Below are 18602 nucleotides of genomic sequence, written 5' to 3'. Positions count from 1 at the left end.
AGATGCAAGCTGAAATTCTGAACCAAATCGAGATGAGGTGCACATCAATGGAATATGATCGTAAGGACGCCAAGGCTTGGGCTACGAAGACCGTCAGGGGCTTCTATCAGTGTCCGATTACCCCGATGACCGCCGATTACAAGTTCGATGTGGACGGTATCCGCTACAACATCGATAAATATGTCGAAATGGGCGTAGATGGCTTGGCCGTCGGCGGGTTCATCTCCGAATGTTGGAACGTCTCAGCGTCAGACTGGTTTCGCTATCACGAGATCGTCGCCGAGGCGAATGCCGGGCGGCTCGATCTGTGGACCATCGTGCTCGATCCCAGCGTCTATACCGCGATCGAGAAGATGCAGTTCGTCGAGAAGCTCGGGTATAACGGGGCTGAGGTGATCAACCCGGTTGTGCAGCTCAAGCGCGACGACGAAATCTATGCCTGGTTCAAGTTCCTGACCGACAACACCGATCTGGCCGTCTGCCTCTACCGGACCCCGGTTTCGGGAACCGTGCTGAGCTGGGACCTGATGCGCCGCCTGGCCGATATCGATACCGTGATCGGCGTCAAACAAGGTGCCATGAGCCGTGCCGAGACAATCAAAATCCGCCAGCTAATGCCCGAAGGCTTCAACACGATGGAGCCATTCGAATACTTCTTCCTCGACGATCTGCGTCTTGGCGGCACCGTTTGCTGGGGTGAATTGTCTTACATGCTGTACGGCAAGAAGCGCCATTTCGCCAAGGAATACATCCGCCTGGCGCATGAAGGAAAATGGGAGGAAGCGCGGGCCGCTTCCGATCAGCTCAGCGAAGTCCGCGAATTCTATCACGACAACTTCCTGTGGGATATCGCCCGCACCGCGACCTATGCCAGCGCACTTGCCAATGTGAAGGCCTGGTACGAAGCGATTGGCCTCAAGGCTGGCCCGATCCTGCCGCCGGTGGCTGATGTGACGCCGGAAAAGAAAGAGCAGATCAGGGCCAAGCTGGTCGAACTGGGCATTGCCTGAGCCGAACCAACGGGAATCCCAAAGCATGTCCAAGCAATTGCATTTCTGTTTCCACGGTGCCGGCGGGCTAGGCTCGGTCATCGGCGGATTCCTGGCGCGCGGCGGCCACAAGGTCACGCTGATTGCGCGCAAGCCCCATGTCGAGGCGATCCGCCGGGATGGCCTGAGTATTTCGGGTGTGCGGGCGCAATTCGTCCAGCGCGAAAACCTCTTCGCGGTCGAAACGCCCGAGGAGGTTGAAGGCGACATCGACTATTACATCCTGCTGACCAAGGCCAAGGGTACCGATCAGGCGCTGGCCGATGCGCAGGTGTTGGTCGATCGCACCGCTTGCGCGCTGACTTTGCAGAACGGCGTGGGCAAGGAAGGCAAACTCCAGGCCGCGTTTGGCAAGGACAAGGTGATCGGCGGCTCGATCATGGACGGGGCGACCCTGCTCGAACCGGGCAAGGCGCTCAATCACATGGCGGTTCCCGTCACCGCCTATTTCGGCGAGCTGGAAGGCGGGGAGAGCGAGCGCACGCGGATCATGGCCGTAGCGCTCGACGCTGCGGGCATGGGTTCGCGCTCAACTCCCGATATCGTCCATGTCCATTGGGAAAAAGTGGTTCAGGTCGGTGGAGCATCGTCGTGGAGCGCCAGTACGCTGGGCGCGCTTCCAAAGCTCGATTTTGTGGATGGTGTGGCGGTTCGCGAAGGCGCCGAACACTATGTCCACGTCGTCAAGGATCTGCTGGCGATCTACAAGGCACTTGGCTACGAACCGCAGAACTATTTCGCGCCTGTATCCAGATTGGTCGAGATTGACCGTGAAAGCTTTGAAGAGGCAGTGTACGGTGTCATGGCGATGGGCACCAGATTCAAGCCGGAAAACCGTCCCGTCCGCACCTCGATGCATGACGATCTCGTGGCGGGCCGGCGGATGGAAGTTGACGAGGTCCTGGGGCCGCTCGCGGCGGCAGCGGAGCAACTGCAGGTTCCTGCGCCAGCCTTTCTCAGCGCTTATCGGGTGCTCAAGACTTTGAACAGCTATCTGTAGGGAAAGATTGACCATGAGGCGTTATTCCATCGCCAGCATTCCGGGAGATGGAATTGGCCGCGAAGTGGTGCCTGCCGCAATCGCGGTGCTGACGGCGGCAGCGGCCAAGTGCGGTTTCGTGCTCGAATTCCGGCACTTCGACTGGAGCTGCCAGACCTACCTCAAAACCGGCAAGATGATGCCCGATGATGGGCTAGACCGGTTGCGCGATCATGATGCGGTGTTCCTCGGCGCGGTCGGCTTTCCCGGGGTACCCGATCATATCTCGCTGTGGGGGCTGCTGTTGCCGATCCGGCGCGAGTTCGAGCAGTACGTCAATCTGCGTCCGGTGCGGCTGCTGCCGGGCATCGCTTCGCCCCTGCGCGACAAGGCTCGCGGCGACATCGATTTCTGGGTGGTGCGCGAAAACTCGGAAGGCGAATATTCCCAGATCGGCGGTCGGACCGGAACTGGCGAGAACGAAATCGTCGTCCAGCAGGCGATCTTCACCCGCCGGGGCACCGACCGCATCTTGCGCTATGCCTTCGACTTCGCTCGGCGGAGCGGGCGCAGGCATGTGACCAGCGCGACGAAGTCCAATGGACTCTATCATTCGATGCCGTTCTGGGACGAGCGCTTTGCCGCGATCGGCGCCGAATACCCCGATGTTGCCGCCGATCAGTATCATGTCGATATTCTCGCCGCACGCTTTGTGATGTCGCCCGAACGGTTCAATGTGGTGGTTGGTTCGAATCTTTTTGGTGATATCCTTTCCGATCTGGGGCCGGGAATCACTGGCACCATCGCTGTGGCTCCTTCTGCTAACCTCAACCCCGAACGGCGGTTCCCTTCGATGTTCGAGCCGGTCCACGGGTCTGCCCCGGACATCGCCGGGCAGGGCATCGCCAATCCGATCGGCCAGATTTGGTCGGGTGCAATGATGCTGGAGCATCTCGGCGAAACCGAGCCCGCCGCGCTGGTGATGCGCGCACTCGAAACGGCGCTCATTGCGCCCGATATCGCGAGGACCCCCGATCTTGGCGGAAACGGGACAACTGCGGGATTTGCGCAAGCTGTTCGCAACACCTTGCTGGGGCTCTAGCGGGAAAGCTGGCGGTCCCGGCGCTGACCAAAGGAAACGGAGTGATGGCTGCCTATTTCATCGGATCGATCAAATCGCACGACGAAACCTGGGTGGCAGGCTATATGGCCGCAGTTCCGGCGCTGGTCGGACGCCACGGCGGGGAAATGGTCTGCCGTTCGCACGAGTTCGTCCGTTATGAGGGCGAGGGAGCCGCACCTGACTATGTCGTGGTGATCCGGTTTCCTTCGATGGAGGCGATCGACGCCTTCATGAACGATCCGGACTATGCGCCGCACAAGGATGCGCGCATCGCCTGCGCCACATCGGATATCTTCGCGATCGCCTGAGGAGGCCGCCATGAAGGTTCTGCGCACTTACCTGATCGCCGTGGGGATCTGGTATCTCTGCAATCTCGTGCTGCTCTGGCCGCCGGTCTATGCGGGGGCCCTGCGGCTGATCTACCCCGGTATTGCGCTGGGGCAGGGGACGCCGTCTTTCGGCCTGCTGCTTGATGCCTGGTTGATCGTTGGCATCCAACTGGCAGCAATCGGCCTCGTGGCGTTGTGGGGCGCGCGCGATCCGTTGCGCTACTGGGCGCTGGTTCCGGTGATCGTGCTGACCGAACTCGTCGGCTCCGCCTGGGACATCTATAGCGTCGTTTGGAGCGGCGAAGCCTTGTGGGTCGGCTTGACGACCTTGGCCGCGCATGCTGTGATCATGGCGGGTGCATGGTTTGCCAGGCGCGCGATGGAGCGGGATATCGTCTGATCAATCAGGTTGAAGCCCGCGGGCGCGCAGCCGCGCGAGGATTTCGTCTGTGGCCGGGCAGGGCAGGTCGGCCTGTCGCGCGAAGCGGGGTATGGCCCCACTGAGGTGGACGAATTCCGACGGTCTGCCCGCTTCGAGATCGCGCTGCAGCGAACTGGTGACGTCGGGTGGAAAGCGGCCGATGAAGTCCAGCTTCTCGTATATGCAATCGGGCGGCAATTCGATGCCCAACGCCGCTGCGATCCGTTCGACCTCGGCCATGGCCTCGCGCAAAAGCGCGCTGGCCTGGGGATGGCCCAGCACCTGACCGACCTTCAGGCCGAACGCCGGGGCCACCGCGCCGATCGTCGCGGCCATCAGGAACTTGTCCCACAACGCTGGGCGCATGTCGCCTGTCAGAGTGGTGGGGACCCCAGCGGCAATAAGGTCGCCCGCAAGGATTGCCGAGGCCTGTCCGGCAGCCGGGTCGGTTGCGCGATCGGCGACCGGGCCGGCCAGCAGCGTGGCGGGGACGCCGGTGTGGCGCACGATCCCGTCTTCCAGCTCGAAGAAGCCGTGCATGCGTGCGCCAAGCACGACAGCGCGGGGCAGGGCGGCCTGGGCGATGCCGGGTGCTTCGACCCCATTCTGCACCGTCAGCAGCGTGAAGCGGCTTCCGCGCAGTGGTTCGAGCAGGGCAAGCGCCGATTCGATCTGAAACGTCTTGGTTGCCAGGATGGCATGATCCGGCGGCGTTGCGGGATCGCATGCTGCGGACACCGGCACACGCACTTGCCGCTCGGCCCCGCCTTCGGACAGCAGCACGCCCGTGTTTCGCAAGGCCTCGAGCCGCGCTCCTCGGGCGATCAGCAGAACTTCATGCCCGGCGTTGTGCAACCGCGTGCTCAGGAAACTGCCGATTGCCCCGGCGCCGATGATGACAAACCGGCTCACCGCATCAGGCGAAGAAGCGGTTGTCCGGGCGCGGCAGGCCTAGATGGTCGCGCAGCGTTTCGCCTTCGTATTCGGTGCGGAACAGGCCGCGCGCCTGCAGTTCGGGCACAACCTTGCCGGCAAAGTCTTCCAGGCCTTCCGGCAGGTAAGGGAACATGGTGGTAAAACCGTCGCAAGCGCCTTGCTCAAGCCAATGCTGCATCTCGTCGGCGATGGTCTTGGCGGTGCCGACAAAAGCCAAACCGCCATAGCTGCCGGCCTTCGCGGCGAGCTGGCGGATCGTCAGGCTCTCAGCTCTGGCCAATTCGATCATGAACCGCCGCGAACTTTTGCTGGCGTTGGATTCGGGGATGTCGGGCAGGGGGCCATCGGGATCGAAGCCCGATACGTCGTGACCCAGCATGCCGGACAGTGAATGGATGCCGCTGTCGTAGTGGACCAGGCTGTCCAGTTTCGCGCGCTTCGCGTGGGCTTCCTCGACGGTGTCTCCAACAACCAGGAATACGGCCGGCATGATCTTGATGTGATCGGGATTGCGTCCTACCGTCGCCGCCCGCCCTTTGACGTCGTCGTAATAGGCTTTGCTGCCTTCCAGCGTCGATTCCGCAGCAAATACGGCTTCGGCGGTTTCGGCAGCGAGCTGGCGGCCCGGGTCCGAGGCACCGGCCTGGAAGATGACCGGCCAGCCTTGAACCGGACGGGCGATGTTAAGCGGCCCGGTGACCGAGAAATGCTCGCCCTTGTGGTTCAGCGCACGCATCCGGGCGGGGTCGAAATAGATGCCCTTTGCTGCGTCCATAACGAAGGCATCGTCGGCGAAACTGTCCCACAGCCCGGTCACAACGTCATGAAACTCGCGGGCGCGGTGATAGCGCGCGGCGTGATCTGGCTGGGTCTCCAGGCCGAAGTTGCGGCTGCTGTCCGGATTCGAAGTGGTCACCACGTTCCAGCCGGTCCGCCCGCCGCTGATGTGATCGAGAGAGGCAAAGCGGCGCGCGACATGGAACGGCTCGTCGTAAGTGGTCGAGGCCGTTGCGACGAGGCCGATTCGCTCAGTCACCCCGGCCAGTGCGGAAAGCAACGTGAATGGCTCGAACGAGGTCACAGTGTGGCTGCGCATCAGCGCCTGGCGTGGCAGGTTGAGCACGCCGAGGTGATCAGCCATGAAGAAATAATCGAACTTGGCAGCTTCAAGGCTGCGGATGAAGCGCTGGATCGCTGCCAGGCTGAAGTTCGCGTCGGGTAAGGCACCTGGATACCGCCAGGCTCCGGTGTGGATGCTGACCGGGCGCATGAACGCGCCAAGGTGAAGTTGCTTGGCCATCAGTGCGTTTCCCGGTCTGGAGGTACGGCCGGACCATACCGAACGGTCCGGCCGTTATTTCGTTAGGCAGGCCTTGCCTTGCCTTGCGCCTGGTCGAGTTCCCGGCGAACCGCAAAGTGGTCGTCATAGTTCTCGGGCTTCAGGGCGAAGGCTTTCTGGCGCGGGATGCGGTTGGCGTTGATTTCATCGTACTTGAGGTAATAGGCCTTGTGCATCCGGTAGAACGGGATTTCAGGCCAGAGGTGGTGGATCAGGTGGTAATTCTGATAAACCAGCAGCGGGTTGAGCAACCATTCCCAGCCGAACCGCATGGTTGTCGCCATGTAAGGGTCTTCGTCTTGCGCGATGATCGCGGGATGATGTGGCAGGATGACGAAGACGATGGCGATGATGAACAGCGTGATCCGTGACGGCACGAACCACAGCATGAACAGTTCCCAGCCGAAGCCGAAGTAAATTGCCGCAACGAACAGCAGCGCGAGGAGCGAATAGAAGACAAGCAGTTCGGTGCCATGTTTCTTGCGCACGTTCTGACCATATTTGACGAAATACCAGATGTAGGCACCATCGAAGAAGGTCCAGCGGAATGGAACCTGCCACCAGGGCGATTCATGCTCGAACCGGTCGGGGTCTTTGGGTCCATTGGTATGCGTGTGGTGCTTGTTGTGGACCCAGCGGAGCAGGACCATCGGGGCATAGGGAAAGAGGAAGAACAAGCCGATCGCGCCGATCGATTCGTTGATCCAGCCAACGCTCGACAGCGACTTGTGCGAGGCGTCGTGGATCACGCTGAAAAGCAGATAGGTGACGAGGCCGTTTGAGATCGCACCGACCCAAAGCGGAAGCATAGCGTTCAGCGCCAGGTACCAGGTCGTTGCGATCCCTGCCATGGAAACGACAAACAAGAGAGCTGTCGGCAGGGCGAGAACGGGCGCCTTTCGCAACTCTTCGAAATGCTCTTCGGACGATCTGGGAAACGCGATTGCAGCCATTACCCGACTTCCTTTCCTCTCACTGGTTTTTAAGCGCCTGGTTGGGTTGACGCTCGGCCTCTTTGTCGCAATTGACTCAGATCATCCCCTTGCACGCGTTTGCACCTTACACTATTCGTTGGACAATATGCAACTCCTTTCCCATAATGCAAGGGGCTTTGGGGCCGGGGAGTGGCTGGTGAAGGGGAATACCGATGAACGCACGCAAGGCTAGCCAGCTTACAGCTAAAGGTGATGAAATCGAACATCAGGCTAACGAGCGCTTGCCTCCCGAAGATTTGAGCGCGAATGATTCGCCGCGCAAGGCTATCCAGTCCGTGGAAATTGGTGTTCGCGTCCTCAGGGCCTTGATGGATTGCCCAAGGGATGGCGCACATCTGCGTGAAGTTGCCGAGAAATCGGGTCTGTCACGCAGCCAGGCACACCGTTACCTGCTGGCTTTTGTCAATACAGGCGTGGTCGAGCAGAATGTCCAGAATGGCCGCTATGCACTAGGTGAGTTTTCAGTTCGTATTGGCATGGCCGCGCTGGCGCGGGTGGAGCCGGTACGGATCGCTGGCGATAATCTGGCGAGCGTGCTGGAAGAACTGCAAACGACAGGGTTGCTGGCGGTCTGGGGTAATTACGGGCCATCGGTGATTCGCTGGATCGATGGCGGTCTGCCCCTGTTTACCAGTTTGCACGTCGGCTCTGTTTTGCCATTGCAGGCTTCGTCGACTGGCATCCTGTATTTGACCCATTGTTCACGAACTTTGACCCAGCCCGTCATCGAGCAAGAGCGCGCCAGCGGGCTGGTGGTTTCCGACGACGAACTGGAAAGGCAGATAGTCCAAGCGCGCGAGCTGGGATACGCGACCACACAGGGTACGGTTGTGCCTGGTCTCTCTGCCTTGAGTGTACCTGTGTTTGATTCCGCGAACAGGCTTGTTGCGACGATGAGCGTTCTCTCGCGAGTTCAGGACAAGCATTTTTATTCGAAGACGAAGATCGAAAAGATCCTTTCGGCGGCCATAGCAGCGAGTCGTGCGATCGGCTGGCAAGGATAGCTCCTGCGGCTTTACATCAGAAGTGGACGGGCCTCCATATTGGTGGACCGGCTTCATGGCGGGGGCGCTGCCAGGCCCGACCATCCGGAAGGTATGAACGTTGTCGCTGTCCGATAAAGAGCCAATCGGCAAACGGGAGTTCATCGCCATGATGGCGATGATCCAGGCATTGCAGTCACTTGGGTTTACAACGTTGCTTCCGGCTTTGGGTGCCATGGCAACCGATCTGGGAGCAAGCGGTTCAAACCAGCGGCAATGGGTCATCGGCACCTTCCTGATCTGCTCGGGCCTGTTTTCGCTCGTCCCGGGGACGATCTCCGACCGGCTTGGGAGGAGGCCGGTCCTGCTGGTTTGCATGGTTCTGTTCGCCCTGATCAATCTGCTTTGTGCTTTCGTGGCTGACTTTTCGGTCCTGCTGGCGGCCCGCGCGCTGCTTGGCTGTGCCTCTTCCGCCCTGACCGTCCTTCCTCTGGCGATCGTTCGCGACCGCTATCAGGGCGAAGACATGGCCAAGCTGCAGGCCTTTGTCGCGATGCTGTTTATGGCAGTCCCGACCCTCGCCCCAAGTTTGGGTTATGTGATCTTTACAGCGCTCGGCTGGCGTGCCGTCTTCATCGTCATCGGGGTGCTGTCGATGGGAGTGTCAGCTTGGTATTTCTTCCGCATGGAAGAAACGCTGCCGCTTTCCCGGCGGCAGTCTCATGGTGCGAGTGAATTGTTCGGCAACATCCGCCTCGTTCTGACAAATCGCCGGTCGATCGGTTACGTCATTGGCATGGCCCTGATTTTCGGCGCTCACTTCGGCTTCATCAACAGCTCGCAGCAATTGATCGGCGAACATTTCGGGGCCGGTGGGGCCTATTCGGTAATCTTTGGCTTGATGGCGGGCTCGATGATGCTGGCCAGCATTGCCAATTCCGCTATCGTACACCGTTTCGGCATCCGAGGGATCGGCCATGCCGCCATCCTGTGCCATTTCCTTGTGTCGATCGGCCAGATCTATGTGGCATCCCGACCGGGCGAAACCCTGCTTCAGTTCGTGCTTCTGACATCCGCGAACATGTGCTTGCTGATCACGGTCTTCATCAATTTCACTGCGATTTCCCTGCAGCCATTCGGCAAGGTGGCCGGGGCCGCGGCCTCTGTTCAGACGTTCTTCCGTTTGGTGCTTGGCGCGGGGCTGGGCGCACTGATCGGGCAGGCCTACAATGGTTCCCCGCTGCCTCTGGCCTATTCGTTCTTCGGGGTGGCGAGCGTGACCATCGTGCTTGTACTGTTCAGCGAAGGCTGGCGATTGTTCGGGGGACCTATACCGGTTCAGGCTGCGAACTGACTGCGCCGCCTATTCGTCTCCGACCGACTCGGGACTTCCCGGCGCGGCCAGATCCGAAACCATTCGCACCCCGTCGATCACGATCGGGCTGGCGACGCCTTTGCGCCCTCCGGCCATTGCGGCGAGGCCCCTGGCGATGACCTGTGGATCGGCGAACACTTCGTCGAGTTCGTTGATTGGTCCGGCTGGCACGCCAACCTCTTCAAGCGCGTCGAACAGCGCTTGTCGGTTCCACTGGGCCGTGCGCCCCTCGACCGTTGTGACCAGTTCCGCCCGGTTCGAGAGACGGGCAGGATTTGTGGCGAAGCGTGGGTCTTCATGCAGTGAACACCGCAAAACGCGGCACAAGCTGGCGAACTGGCCGTCGTTGCCGGCCGCAATCACCAAGGGCCCGTCAAGCGTGGGGAAGGCTTGATAGGGTGCCAGATTGGCGTGACCGTTGCCGAACCGGCGCGGCACATTACCCGATGTCATCCAGTTCATCGCCTGATTGGCCATGACAGTCACCTGGGTGTCGAGCAGTGCCATGTCGATGTGGGCGCCGCTGCCGGTGCGGTCCCGGCGGTTGAGCGAAGCGAGGATCGCCACCGTGCTGTACATGCCCGTGAACAGATCGGCCACGGCGATGCCCGCCTTCTGCGGTTCGCCATCGGGTTCGCCGGTCATCGACATCATGCCGCCCATGGCCTGGGCGATGAAATCGTAGCCTGCGCGGTGGGCGTATGGCCCGGTTTGTCCGAACCCTGTGATCGAGCAGGTGATCAGGCGCGGATTCAGTGCGGAAAGCGCGGCATGGTCAAGCCCGTACTTCGACAGCCCGCCGACCTTGTAGTTCTCGATCACGATATCTGCGCCGCTTGCCAGATCGCGAATGATGGCCTGGCCCTCCGCGCTGGCGATGTCGATTGCGAAAGACCGCTTGCCGCGATTGGTCGAATGGAAATAAGCCGCTCCCAAATTGGTGCCATCTTCTGCTGTCACGAACGGCGGCCCCCAATGCCGCGTATCGTCTCCTACGCGGGGCCGTTCGATCTTGATCACTTCGGCGCCAAGGTCCGCCAGCAGCTGTCCGCACCATGGGCCAGCCAGGATGCGGGCTAATTCAAGCACCCGGACGCCATCAAGCGGTTTGACCGGGTCACTGGAACGAGGCGTCTGCCAAGCCGGTTTTGCCATAGCCTCAGTTGCCGCCCTGTGCCGCGATACGCTCACGCCAGACCCGGAGTCCGTCGCCCGCGCCCTTGGCCATCGTGAAGCTGTCGATCCCGTTGGCGATGAAGCGGGCACCGCCATCGAGGAACTGCTGGACGAGGCGTTCGTCGCGCGAAAGGATCCCGGCCGGTTTGCCGGTTGAGACGATCCGCGCCAGTGCTTCGCCGGTCAGCTTGAACAGGGCATCGAAATTGATTGCGCCCAGCAAACCTTCGGTCGCGGCCAGGTCCGCAGGTCCAAGGAACAGCGCGTCGATTCCGTCCACTGCGGCGATCGCCTCAATGTTGTCGACGGCGGTCGCGGTCTCGATCTGGGCGATGATGCAAACCTGCGCATTGGCTTCTGCGACATAGGCAGGATAGCCACCCCAGCGCGCGGCACGGGCGCCGCCGAGGCCGCGTTCGCCTGCAGGCGGATAGCGGGACGCAGTTACGATGGCCTGGGCCTGTTCGGCGGTCTCGACCATCGGAACCATCAGAGTCTGCGCTCCAAGATCGAGAACCTGCTTGATCGCTACCGGATCGTGGCCGGCAATCCGGACGATCGCCGAACACGGCGGCGTCGCCTCGACCGCACGCAGCTGCGCGACGATGCCGGGCAGGGTTTGCGGGCCATGTTCGCCATCGATCAGCAGCCAGTCATAGCCATGGCCCGCGCAGATTTCGGCAATGTCTGGATGGGCCAGGGCCAACCAGAAGCCAAGCTGGACCGGACCTTCGCGCAAGGCCGCCTTGAAGCGGTTGACCGGTGTCTGCATTTTCGCCCCTTAAACGAACCGGAACCCGATTGAACCAAACTCGCCAAAATCGGCGTTGAAGACATCGCCCGGCGCCGCTTCGACCGGGCGCGTGAACGATCCGCCAAGCACGACTTCTCCGGCTTCGAGCCCTTGCCCCCAAGGCGCGAGCCGCCGTACCAGCCAGGCGACGCCGTTGGCGGGGTGGTTAAGCACCCCTGCCGCAAGGCCGGTTTCCTCGATCACCCCGTTGCGGCTGAGCAGGGCGCCGATGCGGCGCAGATCGAGCCCGTCGGGTTTCGCCGGCAGACCGCCGACGATGATTCCGGCATTGGCGGCATTGTCGCTGATCGTATCCAGGACCTTGCGCGCCACTCCGGTTTCGGCATCCTTGGGATGCACCCGGGTGTCTATGATCTCGATTGCCGGAGCCACATAGTCGGTGGCGCTCAGGACGTCGAAAATCGTCGTCTGTGCTCCTTCCAGGCGGCGCCCGAGCACAAAGGCCAGTTCGACCTCGACCTTGGGCGTGATGAACCGGGCGGTCGGCACGTCGCTGCCCTGTTCGAACACCATGTCATCCAGCAAGGTGCCGTAATCGGGTTCGGTGATTCCGGCTGCCTGCTGCATCGCGCGCGAGGTCAGGCCGATCTTGTGACCAAAGACGGCCCGGCCGCGCTCTCGCTTGAGATCGACCCAGGCCTGGTTGATGCGGTAGGCATCCTCGATCTGCATGCCTGGATAGCGCACGGAGAACGGCCGGATCCGTTCGCGGGTCTGCTCGGCATGGTCGAGTTCCTGCGCCAATTGCGCGACCAGTCGATCGTCGAATGTCTCGCCTGTCATGTGTCCTGCTCCCAATGCGCAACACTTGGGAAAACTCATTGCACAATGTCAAACGATATCTTAGGCTCCGGCAAAATTGACTGTGAACTCCGGCAAGGAGTCGCGCGAATATATCGTCAGGATCACATGGGAGAATGTCATGGCTGCTGAAGGGGTTATCAGGGAAGAAAAGATCACGGGCCGCGGCTTGACCTCGCACACCCTCTTGGCGGGCGATCCGTCCAAGCCGGCAATTCTGCTGCTTCACGGTGCGGGTCCGGGCGCACATGCCGCATCCAACTGGTATCACCTGATGCCGGACCTCGCCGAAAACTTCTTCGTGATCGCGCCCGACCTGATCGGTTTCGGCCAGTCGGTGATTCCCGATCCGTGGCCTGACAGCGTGATGGGCTGGATCGGCACCCGGGTCGACCAGTGCTTTGGCCTGCTTGAGGCGCTCGGTGTGAAGAAGGCCCACGTTGTAGGCAATTCGATGGGCGGCGCGCTGACCCTGCAAATGATGAGCGAGGAGCCCGACACAATCGACAAGGTGGTGCTGATGGGTTCGATCGGAGCCCCCGGCCCGCGCACCCCGGAACTGATCCGCCTGCTCTCGTTCTATTCCGACCCACGATATGCCCGCTATCGCCAGGTGATGCACAGCTTCGCCTACGATGCCGAGAAGTTCGAAGGCATGGAGGAAATCGTCGAGAACCGTTACAAGATCGCCACCGATCCGGGAATCATGAAGACCGCGGTCAAGATGATCGATTCGATGAAGAACGGCATTGAGACGCTCAACATGCCGCCCGAACTGCTGGGCAAAATGCCGCACGAAGTGCTGATCTTCCATGGCCGTCAGGACCGGGTGGTGCCGCTCGACACCAGCCTATACCTGATCCAGCATCTCAAGCATGCCGAACTGTACGTTCTCGACCGTTCGGGCCACTGGTCGCAGCTGGAACGGTGGGATGTCATGCGTCCGATGATGGAAATCCATTTCGGCGCCCGCACGTTCTAGGCGGTTGGCCTCGTTGCATGTCTGGTCAGCATTTTCACCAAGGTCCGCGATTGGGTACTTCGGCACGGTCGGACCAAGGCCCGGCCGTGCCGCCAGTGGGTGATGAAGCTTCAATTCAGGTGGAGCAGCACGCGGCGGCGTTATGGGACTATTCCTTACACATTTATGCCAAGCCGGGCGTGGCAGCTTCCTGCCTTGCCTTGCAGGATCAGCATGGGTGTGACGTCAACACGGTGTTGCTTTGCCTTTGGTTGGCAGGGGCGCGTTGCACCATTCTCGCTGTTTCGGACATCGAGGCCGCGCAGCACTCGGCAGCAACTGCGAATGAACGCTTCGTGCAACCGGTCCGTTCGGTGCGGCGCTGGATGAAGCAGTGGTGCCAATGTACGCCTGAGTCGGAAATTAACGCCGCAGCCTATGCGGCGCTGAAGACGGCAGAGTTGCATGGTGAACGTCTGGTCCAGTCCCAAATGCTCGCTGGGCTGGACCTGGACCAGTTGACCCGTGCCGAGTCGTCCGAAGCAGCAGTCCAGGCAAGCTTTGCCAACTATTGTACCTTGGCGAGCACATCTGGCGGAGTGGCAGAGGAACTGGGTGAGCTTGTTGCCAGAGCCTGGCATTGAGCCAGTCCTGCCTGTCGGGCTAATTGCATTTGAGGAACGGGATATGGATCGGTGCCTGGATGGATCAGTTGTCGCGATCACTGGTGCCGGGCGCGGAATAGGTCGCCAACTGGCGTTGTATTGCGCCGCGCAGGGGGCGGCAATTATCGTCAACGATCCTGGCGTGGCGCAGGCGGGCAACGGCGGCGATACCGCATTCGCTCAGAACACCGCTAACGACATCATCGGTGCCGGGGGCAAAGCGGCGGCCAACTTCGGTAATGTTGCAGATCCGGCGGAGGCGCAGAGCATTATCGAGGATGCGGTACGGAAATTTGGCCGAATCGATGCGGTCGTGAACAATGCAGGCATCTTGCGAGACAGCATCTGGCACAAGATGAGTCACGCGGACTGGACCAGCGTCATCGCGGTCAATCTTACTGGTGTCTTCAACGTTTCCAAGGCCGCCACGCCCTATTTTCGTGAACAGAAGGCGGGCAGTTTCGTTCATTTCACTTCGACGAGCGGTCTGATCGGCAACATCGGGCAGGCGAACTATTCGGCGGCAAAGTTGGCCGTCGTCGCGCTTTCGCAGTCTATCGCGCTCGACATGGCGCGAGTTGGCGTCCGCTCGAACTGCATCGCGCCTTTTGCGTGGAGCCGCATGACCTCGTCAATTCCCGCGACAACGCCTGCCGAACACGAACGTGTCCAACGGTTGCAATCCATGTCGGCAGACAAGATCGCGCCGTTGGTTGCCTATCTGGCATCCGACCTATCCAAGGACGTGACCAACCAGATTTTCGCGGTTCGCAAGAATGAAATCGCCCTGTTTTGCAAGCCCCGGCCGATCCGGTCGATGACCAAGGTCGAAGGCTGGACGCCGGAGGCAATTGCCCACGAGCTTGTACCTTCGTTTCGCAGCAGCTTCGCGCGCGCCGATGAAGTCTCGGCGCATGTCTTTCCTTATGATCCAATCTGACAGGTAACCGATGAGCAACGCCGGCATGGATGCAGAAGTCTTCGAACAATTCTTGATACAGCTTGAACGCTTCGTGCGCGACCGGCTCATTCCTGTCGAGCGCAAAATTATTGAAACCGACCTCATCCCCGAAAACGTCCTCGAAGCGATGCGCGACATGGGTCTGTTTGGATTGACCATACCGGAAGAGCATGGCGGCGCCGGCATGAACATCAGCCAGTATATCCGCACCATGCACACGCTAAGTTATGCGATGCCGGCATTCCGCTCGATCATCTCGATCAATGTCGGCATGTTCGCCTCAGCCCTCAAGAATGGTGGAACAGAAGCGCAGAAGGCTGCATGGCTGCCGCGCATTGCCGCGGGTGAAATCGCCGCTTTCGGCCTGACCGAACCGGGTTCGGGATCAGATGCGGCGGGTCTGCAGACGACTGCGGTGCCGACCGGCGACGGCTGGCTTCTCAATGGCACCAAGCGATATATTACCAACTCGCCCTTTGCGAAGGTTGGACTGATCATGGCGCGGACGGCCATGGAAAATCTGCCCAAAAACGCCCATATATCGGCATTCATCGTCCCGCTTGACATACCCGGCGTGACGATCTGCAAGTCGGACAGGAAGATGGGCCAGTCGGGTAGCCATATCGCCGATATCGGGCTGGAAGATGTCCACGTTGGCAGCGAGGCTCTGCTCGGCGGCGAACTTGGCAAGGGCTTCGCATTCGCGATGATGAGCCTCGACAACGGCAGGATGTCGGTGGGCGCCGCAGCGACCGCTTATGCCCGCCGGGCGCTGGATAGCGCCATCCGATACGCGACCGAGCGCAAGGCATTCGGCGAGCCGATTGCCAACTTCCAGTTGATCCAGCAGATGCTCGCCCAGAGCGAGATCGAAATCTATGCCGCCGAATGCATGATGGACGATGTCACTCGGCGCGCCGACGCAGGCGAGAACATCTTGCGCAAAGCAGCGGCGTTCAAGGTTTTCGCGACAGAAATGTGCGGCCGCGTGGTGGATGCCTGCGTCCAGATCCACGGCGGTGCCGGCTATCTTGCCGAATACGATGCCGAACGTTTCTTCCGCGATGCGCGCATATATCGGATTTATGAAGGCACGACCCAGATCCTGCAACTCCAGATCGCTAAGCACATGCTGCGTGAATTTGCGGCGGCGAATTGACCTTCGTGGGTTGCACTTCATCCGCAGGCTGCACCATGGGCGGCCAGGGGGTTCATTCCGCCCCGCCCTGGCGCATGGCCAATTCGCCTGCGGGCCGGATCAAACGCCATGTATAATTTTCTCGATGGCCTATCGATCATTGAGGCATCGTCATTCGTCGCCTCTCCCACGGCGGGCCTTTATTGCGCGCAATTTGGCGCACAGGTGATACGCGTCGACCAGATTGGCGGCGGCCCCGATTACCGGCGCTGGCCTGTGACGGCGGCGAATGATTCGCTCTATTGGGAGAATCTCAATCGTGCAAAAAAGTCAGTCGCGGTTGATCTTCGCAGGCCTGAGGGGCGTGAAATAGTGCAGGAACTCGTGAGGGCAACCGGCCAGTTCATCACCAATTTTCCGGTGGATGGTTTCCTGTCCCATGCCCTCCTCGCGCAGGGGTGTCCGGATCTTGTCACCTTGCGGATAATGGGATGGGCCGATGGCTCGCCCGCGCTCGATTACACCATAAACAATGCCGTGGGATACCCTATGCTGACTGGAACGGGCCCCGATCCGGTCAATCATGTCCTGCCCGCATGGGATCTCATTTCCGGCGCATACGGAGCATTCGCCATGCTTGCCGCGATGCAGTGGCGAAGCACCAGTGGCGAAGGATGCGAGATCCGGCTGCCGTTGTCAGACGTGGCGATTGGCACGGTCGCCAACCTCGGTGGACTTGCAGAAATGCTCTATACGGGCCGGGATCGTCCGCGCCTTGGCAATGCAGTTTATGGTTTGTTCGGTCGCGACTTCACCACGCGCGACGGGGTGCGGACAATGATTGTCGTTGCCACGCATCGCCAGTGGGCCCATTTGCTGGGGGCGCTGGGCCTTTCCGAAGATGTTGCGGCCATCGAACAAGAGCGCGGTGTTTCTTTCGAACAGGATGACGGCCTCCGATATACCTTGCGTGACATGCTCTATCCCTTGTTTGAACGGGCGATCCGGTCGCGTGATTACGCCGATCTGTCTACTGCCTTCGATGCGGGGGGAATCGTCTTTTCGCCCTATCGCAGGATGCTTGATGCGGTTCACGATCCAGCGCTGGTAGCGAACAATCCGATTTTCGGGATGGTGCCAAATCCCAGCGGCTTCGACTATCCCGCCGCGGGCACATTCGCCACCGTTCCCCAAATGCACCGTCGGGATCCTTGTCCCGCGCCGTGCAATGGCCAGCATACCGAAGAAGTCCTGGCGGATCTGCTCTCGCTGCCTGCCGCCGAAATCGCCCGCCTGATCGACGCAGGTATTGTGGGCAACATGGCGAGTGGAGACCCGAAATGACCCTTCGTCGCGCAGCCATTGTCATGCCGATCCGCACTGCGGTGGGCAAGTTTGGCGGCTCTCTTTCGCCGATGACTGCAGGCGAGCTTGGCGCAGTCATCCTCAAGGCCCTGATCGAGCGCACGAAGATCGATCCCGCCCGGGTCGACGATGTCGTGTTCAGTCAGGGATATGGCAACGGCGAGGCGCCGGCCATCGGCCACTGGTCATGGCTGGCTGCCGACCTGCCGCTTGAAGTCCCCGGCTATCAGCTCGACCGGCGCTGCGGTTCGGGGCTACAGGCGATCGTCAACGCCGCGATGATGGTGCAGACGGGGATGTCCGACGTTGTTGTCGCCGGCGGGGTCGAATCAATGTCCAACGTCGAACATTATTCAACCGACCTTCGCGGGGGCAAACGTTCCGGCAGTATCACCCTTCACGACAGGTTGACGCGCGGACGCCTTATGTCTCAGCCGACGGAGCGTTTTGGTGTTATCTCCGGCATGATCGAAACGGCCGAAAATCTTGCCAGGGATTATGACATCAGCCGGGAACAGGCAGATGCCTATGCCGTGCGCAGCCACCAGCGGGCCGCGGCCGCCTGGGCGAATGGAATGTTCGACGACGAAATCGTGCCGGTTGTGGTGCCGCAAAGAAAGGGCGCGCCTGCCATCTTCGCACACGATGAAGGTTATCGCGGCGACGCGACGATGGCTTCGCTCGGCGCGCTGAAGGCGATTGAGGGCGGCGTCGTAACCGCTGGCAACGCCAGTCAGCAGAACGACGCCGCTGCCGCTTGCCTTGTGGTGGCCGAAGACAAACTCGACGAACTGGGGGTGGAACCGATCGCCTTTTATCATAGCTCGGCCGCGGCGGGCTGTGATCCCAGTCGTATGGGAATTGGTCCCGTTCCTGCAGTGCAACGCTTGTTCGCCCGCAGCGGCCTTGGCTGGGGCGATATTGATCTGGTTGAGCTGAACGAAGCCTTCGCACCGCAAGTCCTGGCGGTTCTGAAAGGATGGGGCTGGTCGGATGACGACGGCCGGAACGAAATCCTCAATGTCAATGGTTCGGGTATATCGCTTGGCCACCCGATCGGTGCAACCGGTGGTCGTATTCTTGCCAACCTTACCCGCGAACTTGTGCGCACGAAAGGCCGCTACGGTCTTGAGACGATGTGCATCGGCGGCGGACAAGGCATCGCCGCAATCTTCGAGCGCGCGGCCTGAAG

19 protein-coding genes are annotated in these 18602 nt (G+C 60.7%); 13 read left to right on the top strand and 6 right to left on the bottom strand.

The window, feature by feature from the left end; all coding sequences use genetic code 11:
* Window positions 1–2: 2 nt before the first annotated feature.
* From C100_RS31395 to C100_RS31375, 5 genes are read left to right on the top strand one after another with little or no spacing between them, the layout of a single operon-like run.
* The gene (locus tag C100_RS31395) at window positions 3–1010 is read left to right on the top strand and encodes a dihydrodipicolinate synthase family protein (protein WP_235219030.1); all 1008 of its coding nucleotides are present in this window, start codon (window positions 3–5) and stop codon (window positions 1008–1010) included.
* 25 nt (window positions 1011–1035) lie between these two features.
* A complete protein-coding gene (locus tag C100_RS31390) occupies window positions 1036–2049 on the top strand; it encodes a ketopantoate reductase family protein (RefSeq protein WP_024018975.1) in 1014 nt (337 codons plus the stop codon).
* A 13-nt stretch (window positions 2050–2062) separates the two neighbouring features.
* Window positions 2063–3130, top strand: a complete 1068-nt coding sequence (locus C100_RS31385) for a tartrate dehydrogenase (RefSeq protein WP_008828091.1) — start codon at window positions 2063–2065, stop codon at window positions 3128–3130.
* Between the two features lie 44 nt (window positions 3131–3174).
* Window positions 3175–3459, top strand: coding sequence for a DUF1330 domain-containing protein (locus C100_RS31380; protein WP_008828092.1), 285 nt, complete (start codon window positions 3175–3177; stop codon window positions 3457–3459).
* Between the two features lie 10 nt (window positions 3460–3469).
* A complete protein-coding gene (locus C100_RS31375) occupies window positions 3470–3880 on the top strand; it encodes a BphX family protein (RefSeq protein ID WP_008828093.1) in 411 nt (136 codons plus the stop codon).
* Here C100_RS31375 and C100_RS31370 read toward each other — a convergent pair whose 3' ends face one another.
* The 3 genes from C100_RS31370 to C100_RS31360 form a co-directional block, all read right to left on the bottom strand.
* Window positions 3881–4813, bottom strand: coding sequence for a 2-dehydropantoate 2-reductase (locus C100_RS31370; RefSeq protein ID WP_008828094.1), 933 nt, complete (start codon window positions 4811–4813; stop codon window positions 3881–3883).
* 4 nt (window positions 4814–4817) lie between these two features.
* A complete protein-coding gene (locus C100_RS31365; RefSeq protein ID WP_008828095.1) occupies window positions 4818–6137 on the bottom strand; it encodes an LLM class flavin-dependent oxidoreductase in 1320 nt (439 codons plus the stop codon).
* Between the two features lie 62 nt (window positions 6138–6199).
* On the bottom strand, window positions 6200–7129 hold the full coding sequence (locus tag C100_RS31360; RefSeq protein WP_008828096.1) for a fatty acid desaturase: 930 nt from the start codon (window positions 7127–7129) through the stop codon (window positions 6200–6202).
* A gap of 194 nt (window positions 7130–7323) precedes the next feature.
* Between C100_RS31360 and C100_RS31355 the strand changes: the two genes are divergently transcribed.
* Window positions 7324–8175, top strand: a complete 852-nt coding sequence (locus tag C100_RS31355) for an IclR family transcriptional regulator (protein WP_008828097.1) — start codon at window positions 7324–7326, stop codon at window positions 8173–8175.
* Between the two features lie 100 nt (window positions 8176–8275).
* Window positions 8276–9508 carry a multidrug effflux MFS transporter gene (locus C100_RS31350; RefSeq protein WP_024018974.1) on the top strand — a complete coding sequence of 411 codons (1233 nt, stop codon included), beginning with the start codon at window positions 8276–8278 and terminating at the stop codon, window positions 9506–9508.
* Between the two features lie 9 nt (window positions 9509–9517).
* On the opposite strand, the gene C100_RS31345 is transcribed toward C100_RS31350, so the two are convergent.
* From C100_RS31345 to hpaH, 3 genes are read right to left on the bottom strand one after another with little or no spacing between them, the layout of a single operon-like run.
* On the bottom strand, window positions 9518–10684 hold the full coding sequence (locus C100_RS31345; RefSeq protein ID WP_024018973.1) for a CaiB/BaiF CoA transferase family protein: 1167 nt from the start codon (window positions 10682–10684) through the stop codon (window positions 9518–9520).
* Between the two features lie 4 nt (window positions 10685–10688).
* Window positions 10689–11477, bottom strand: a complete 789-nt coding sequence (locus tag C100_RS31340) for an HpcH/HpaI aldolase family protein (RefSeq protein ID WP_008828100.1) — start codon at window positions 11475–11477, stop codon at window positions 10689–10691.
* Between the two features lie 9 nt (window positions 11478–11486).
* Entirely contained in the window at window positions 11487–12302 is an 816-nt protein-coding gene (gene hpaH / locus C100_RS31335; RefSeq protein WP_008828101.1) for a 2-oxo-hept-4-ene-1,7-dioate hydratase, read from the bottom strand.
* 82 nt (window positions 12303–12384) lie between these two features.
* On the opposite strand from hpaH, the gene C100_RS31330 reads away from it, so the two are divergent.
* The 6 genes from C100_RS31330 to C100_RS31305 all read left to right on the top strand — a co-directional run bounded on the left by C100_RS31330 (window position 12385) and on the right by C100_RS31305 (window position 18600).
* Window positions 12385–13302 (top strand): alpha/beta fold hydrolase, encoded by a 918-nt coding sequence (locus tag C100_RS31330; protein WP_024018972.1) that lies wholly within the window; start codon window positions 12385–12387, stop codon window positions 13300–13302.
* A gap of 95 nt (window positions 13303–13397) precedes the next feature.
* A complete protein-coding gene (locus C100_RS31325) occupies window positions 13398–13925 on the top strand; it encodes a TIGR02444 family protein (protein ID WP_229710705.1) in 528 nt (175 codons plus the stop codon).
* A gap of 43 nt (window positions 13926–13968) precedes the next feature.
* Window positions 13969–14886 (top strand): SDR family NAD(P)-dependent oxidoreductase, encoded by a 918-nt coding sequence (locus C100_RS31320; RefSeq protein ID WP_024018971.1) that lies wholly within the window; start codon window positions 13969–13971, stop codon window positions 14884–14886.
* Window positions 14887–14896: 10 nt separating this feature from the next.
* Window positions 14897–16066, top strand: a complete 1170-nt coding sequence (locus C100_RS31315; RefSeq protein ID WP_008828105.1) for an acyl-CoA dehydrogenase family protein — start codon at window positions 14897–14899, stop codon at window positions 16064–16066.
* 108 nt (window positions 16067–16174) lie between these two features.
* Window positions 16175–17389: a CoA transferase gene (locus C100_RS31310; protein WP_008828106.1), complete on the top strand. Its 1215-nt coding sequence runs from the start codon at window positions 16175–16177 to the stop codon at window positions 17387–17389.
* Entirely contained in the window at window positions 17386–18600 is a 1215-nt protein-coding gene (locus C100_RS31305) for an acetyl-CoA C-acetyltransferase (protein WP_008828107.1), read from the top strand. The genes C100_RS31310 and C100_RS31305 overlap by 4 nt, the downstream gene beginning before the upstream one ends.
* Window positions 18601–18602 lie beyond the last annotated feature (2 nt).

It is taken from the genome of Sphingobium sp. C100, assembly GCF_000508185.1.
Classification (GTDB): domain Bacteria; phylum Pseudomonadota; class Alphaproteobacteria; order Sphingomonadales; family Sphingomonadaceae; genus Sphingobium.
The sequence above is the reverse complement of the archived record's forward strand: the minus strand, read 5'-3'. Positions and strand labels throughout refer to the sequence as shown.

Coding starts and splice junctions, on each gene's coding strand:
- C100_RS31355 (WP_008828097.1), top strand. CDS start 7,324: ATGAACGCACGCAAGGCTAGCCAGCTTACAGCTAAAGGTGATGAAATC.
- C100_RS31360 (WP_008828096.1), bottom strand. CDS start 7,129: ATGGCTGCAATCGCGTTTCCCAGATCGTCCGAAGAGCATTTCGAAGAG.
- C100_RS31320 (WP_024018971.1), top strand. CDS start 13,969: ATGGATCGGTGCCTGGATGGATCAGTTGTCGCGATCACTGGTGCCGGG.
- C100_RS31365 (WP_008828095.1), bottom strand. CDS start 6,137: ATGGCCAAGCAACTTCACCTTGGCGCGTTCATGCGCCCGGTCAGCATC.
- C100_RS31315 (WP_008828105.1), top strand. CDS start 14,897: ATGAGCAACGCCGGCATGGATGCAGAAGTCTTCGAACAATTCTTGATA.
- C100_RS31375 (WP_008828093.1), top strand. CDS start 3,470: ATGAAGGTTCTGCGCACTTACCTGATCGCCGTGGGGATCTGGTATCTC.
- C100_RS31310 (WP_008828106.1), top strand. CDS start 16,175: ATGTATAATTTTCTCGATGGCCTATCGATCATTGAGGCATCGTCATTC.
- C100_RS31340 (WP_008828100.1), bottom strand. CDS start 11,477: ATGCAGACACCGGTCAACCGCTTCAAGGCGGCCTTGCGCGAAGGTCCG.
- C100_RS31385 (WP_008828091.1), top strand. CDS start 2,063: ATGAGGCGTTATTCCATCGCCAGCATTCCGGGAGATGGAATTGGCCGC.
- C100_RS31390 (WP_024018975.1), top strand. CDS start 1,036: ATGTCCAAGCAATTGCATTTCTGTTTCCACGGTGCCGGCGGGCTAGGC.
- C100_RS31305 (WP_008828107.1), top strand. CDS start 17,386: ATGACCCTTCGTCGCGCAGCCATTGTCATGCCGATCCGCACTGCGGTG.
- C100_RS31395 (WP_235219030.1), top strand. CDS start 3: ATGCAAGCTGAAATTCTGAACCAAATCGAGATGAGGTGCACATCAATG.
- C100_RS31345 (WP_024018973.1), bottom strand. CDS start 10,684: ATGGCAAAACCGGCTTGGCAGACGCCTCGTTCCAGTGACCCGGTCAAA.
- C100_RS31380 (WP_008828092.1), top strand. CDS start 3,175: ATGGCTGCCTATTTCATCGGATCGATCAAATCGCACGACGAAACCTGG.
- hpaH (WP_008828101.1), bottom strand. CDS start 12,302: ATGACAGGCGAGACATTCGACGATCGACTGGTCGCGCAATTGGCGCAG.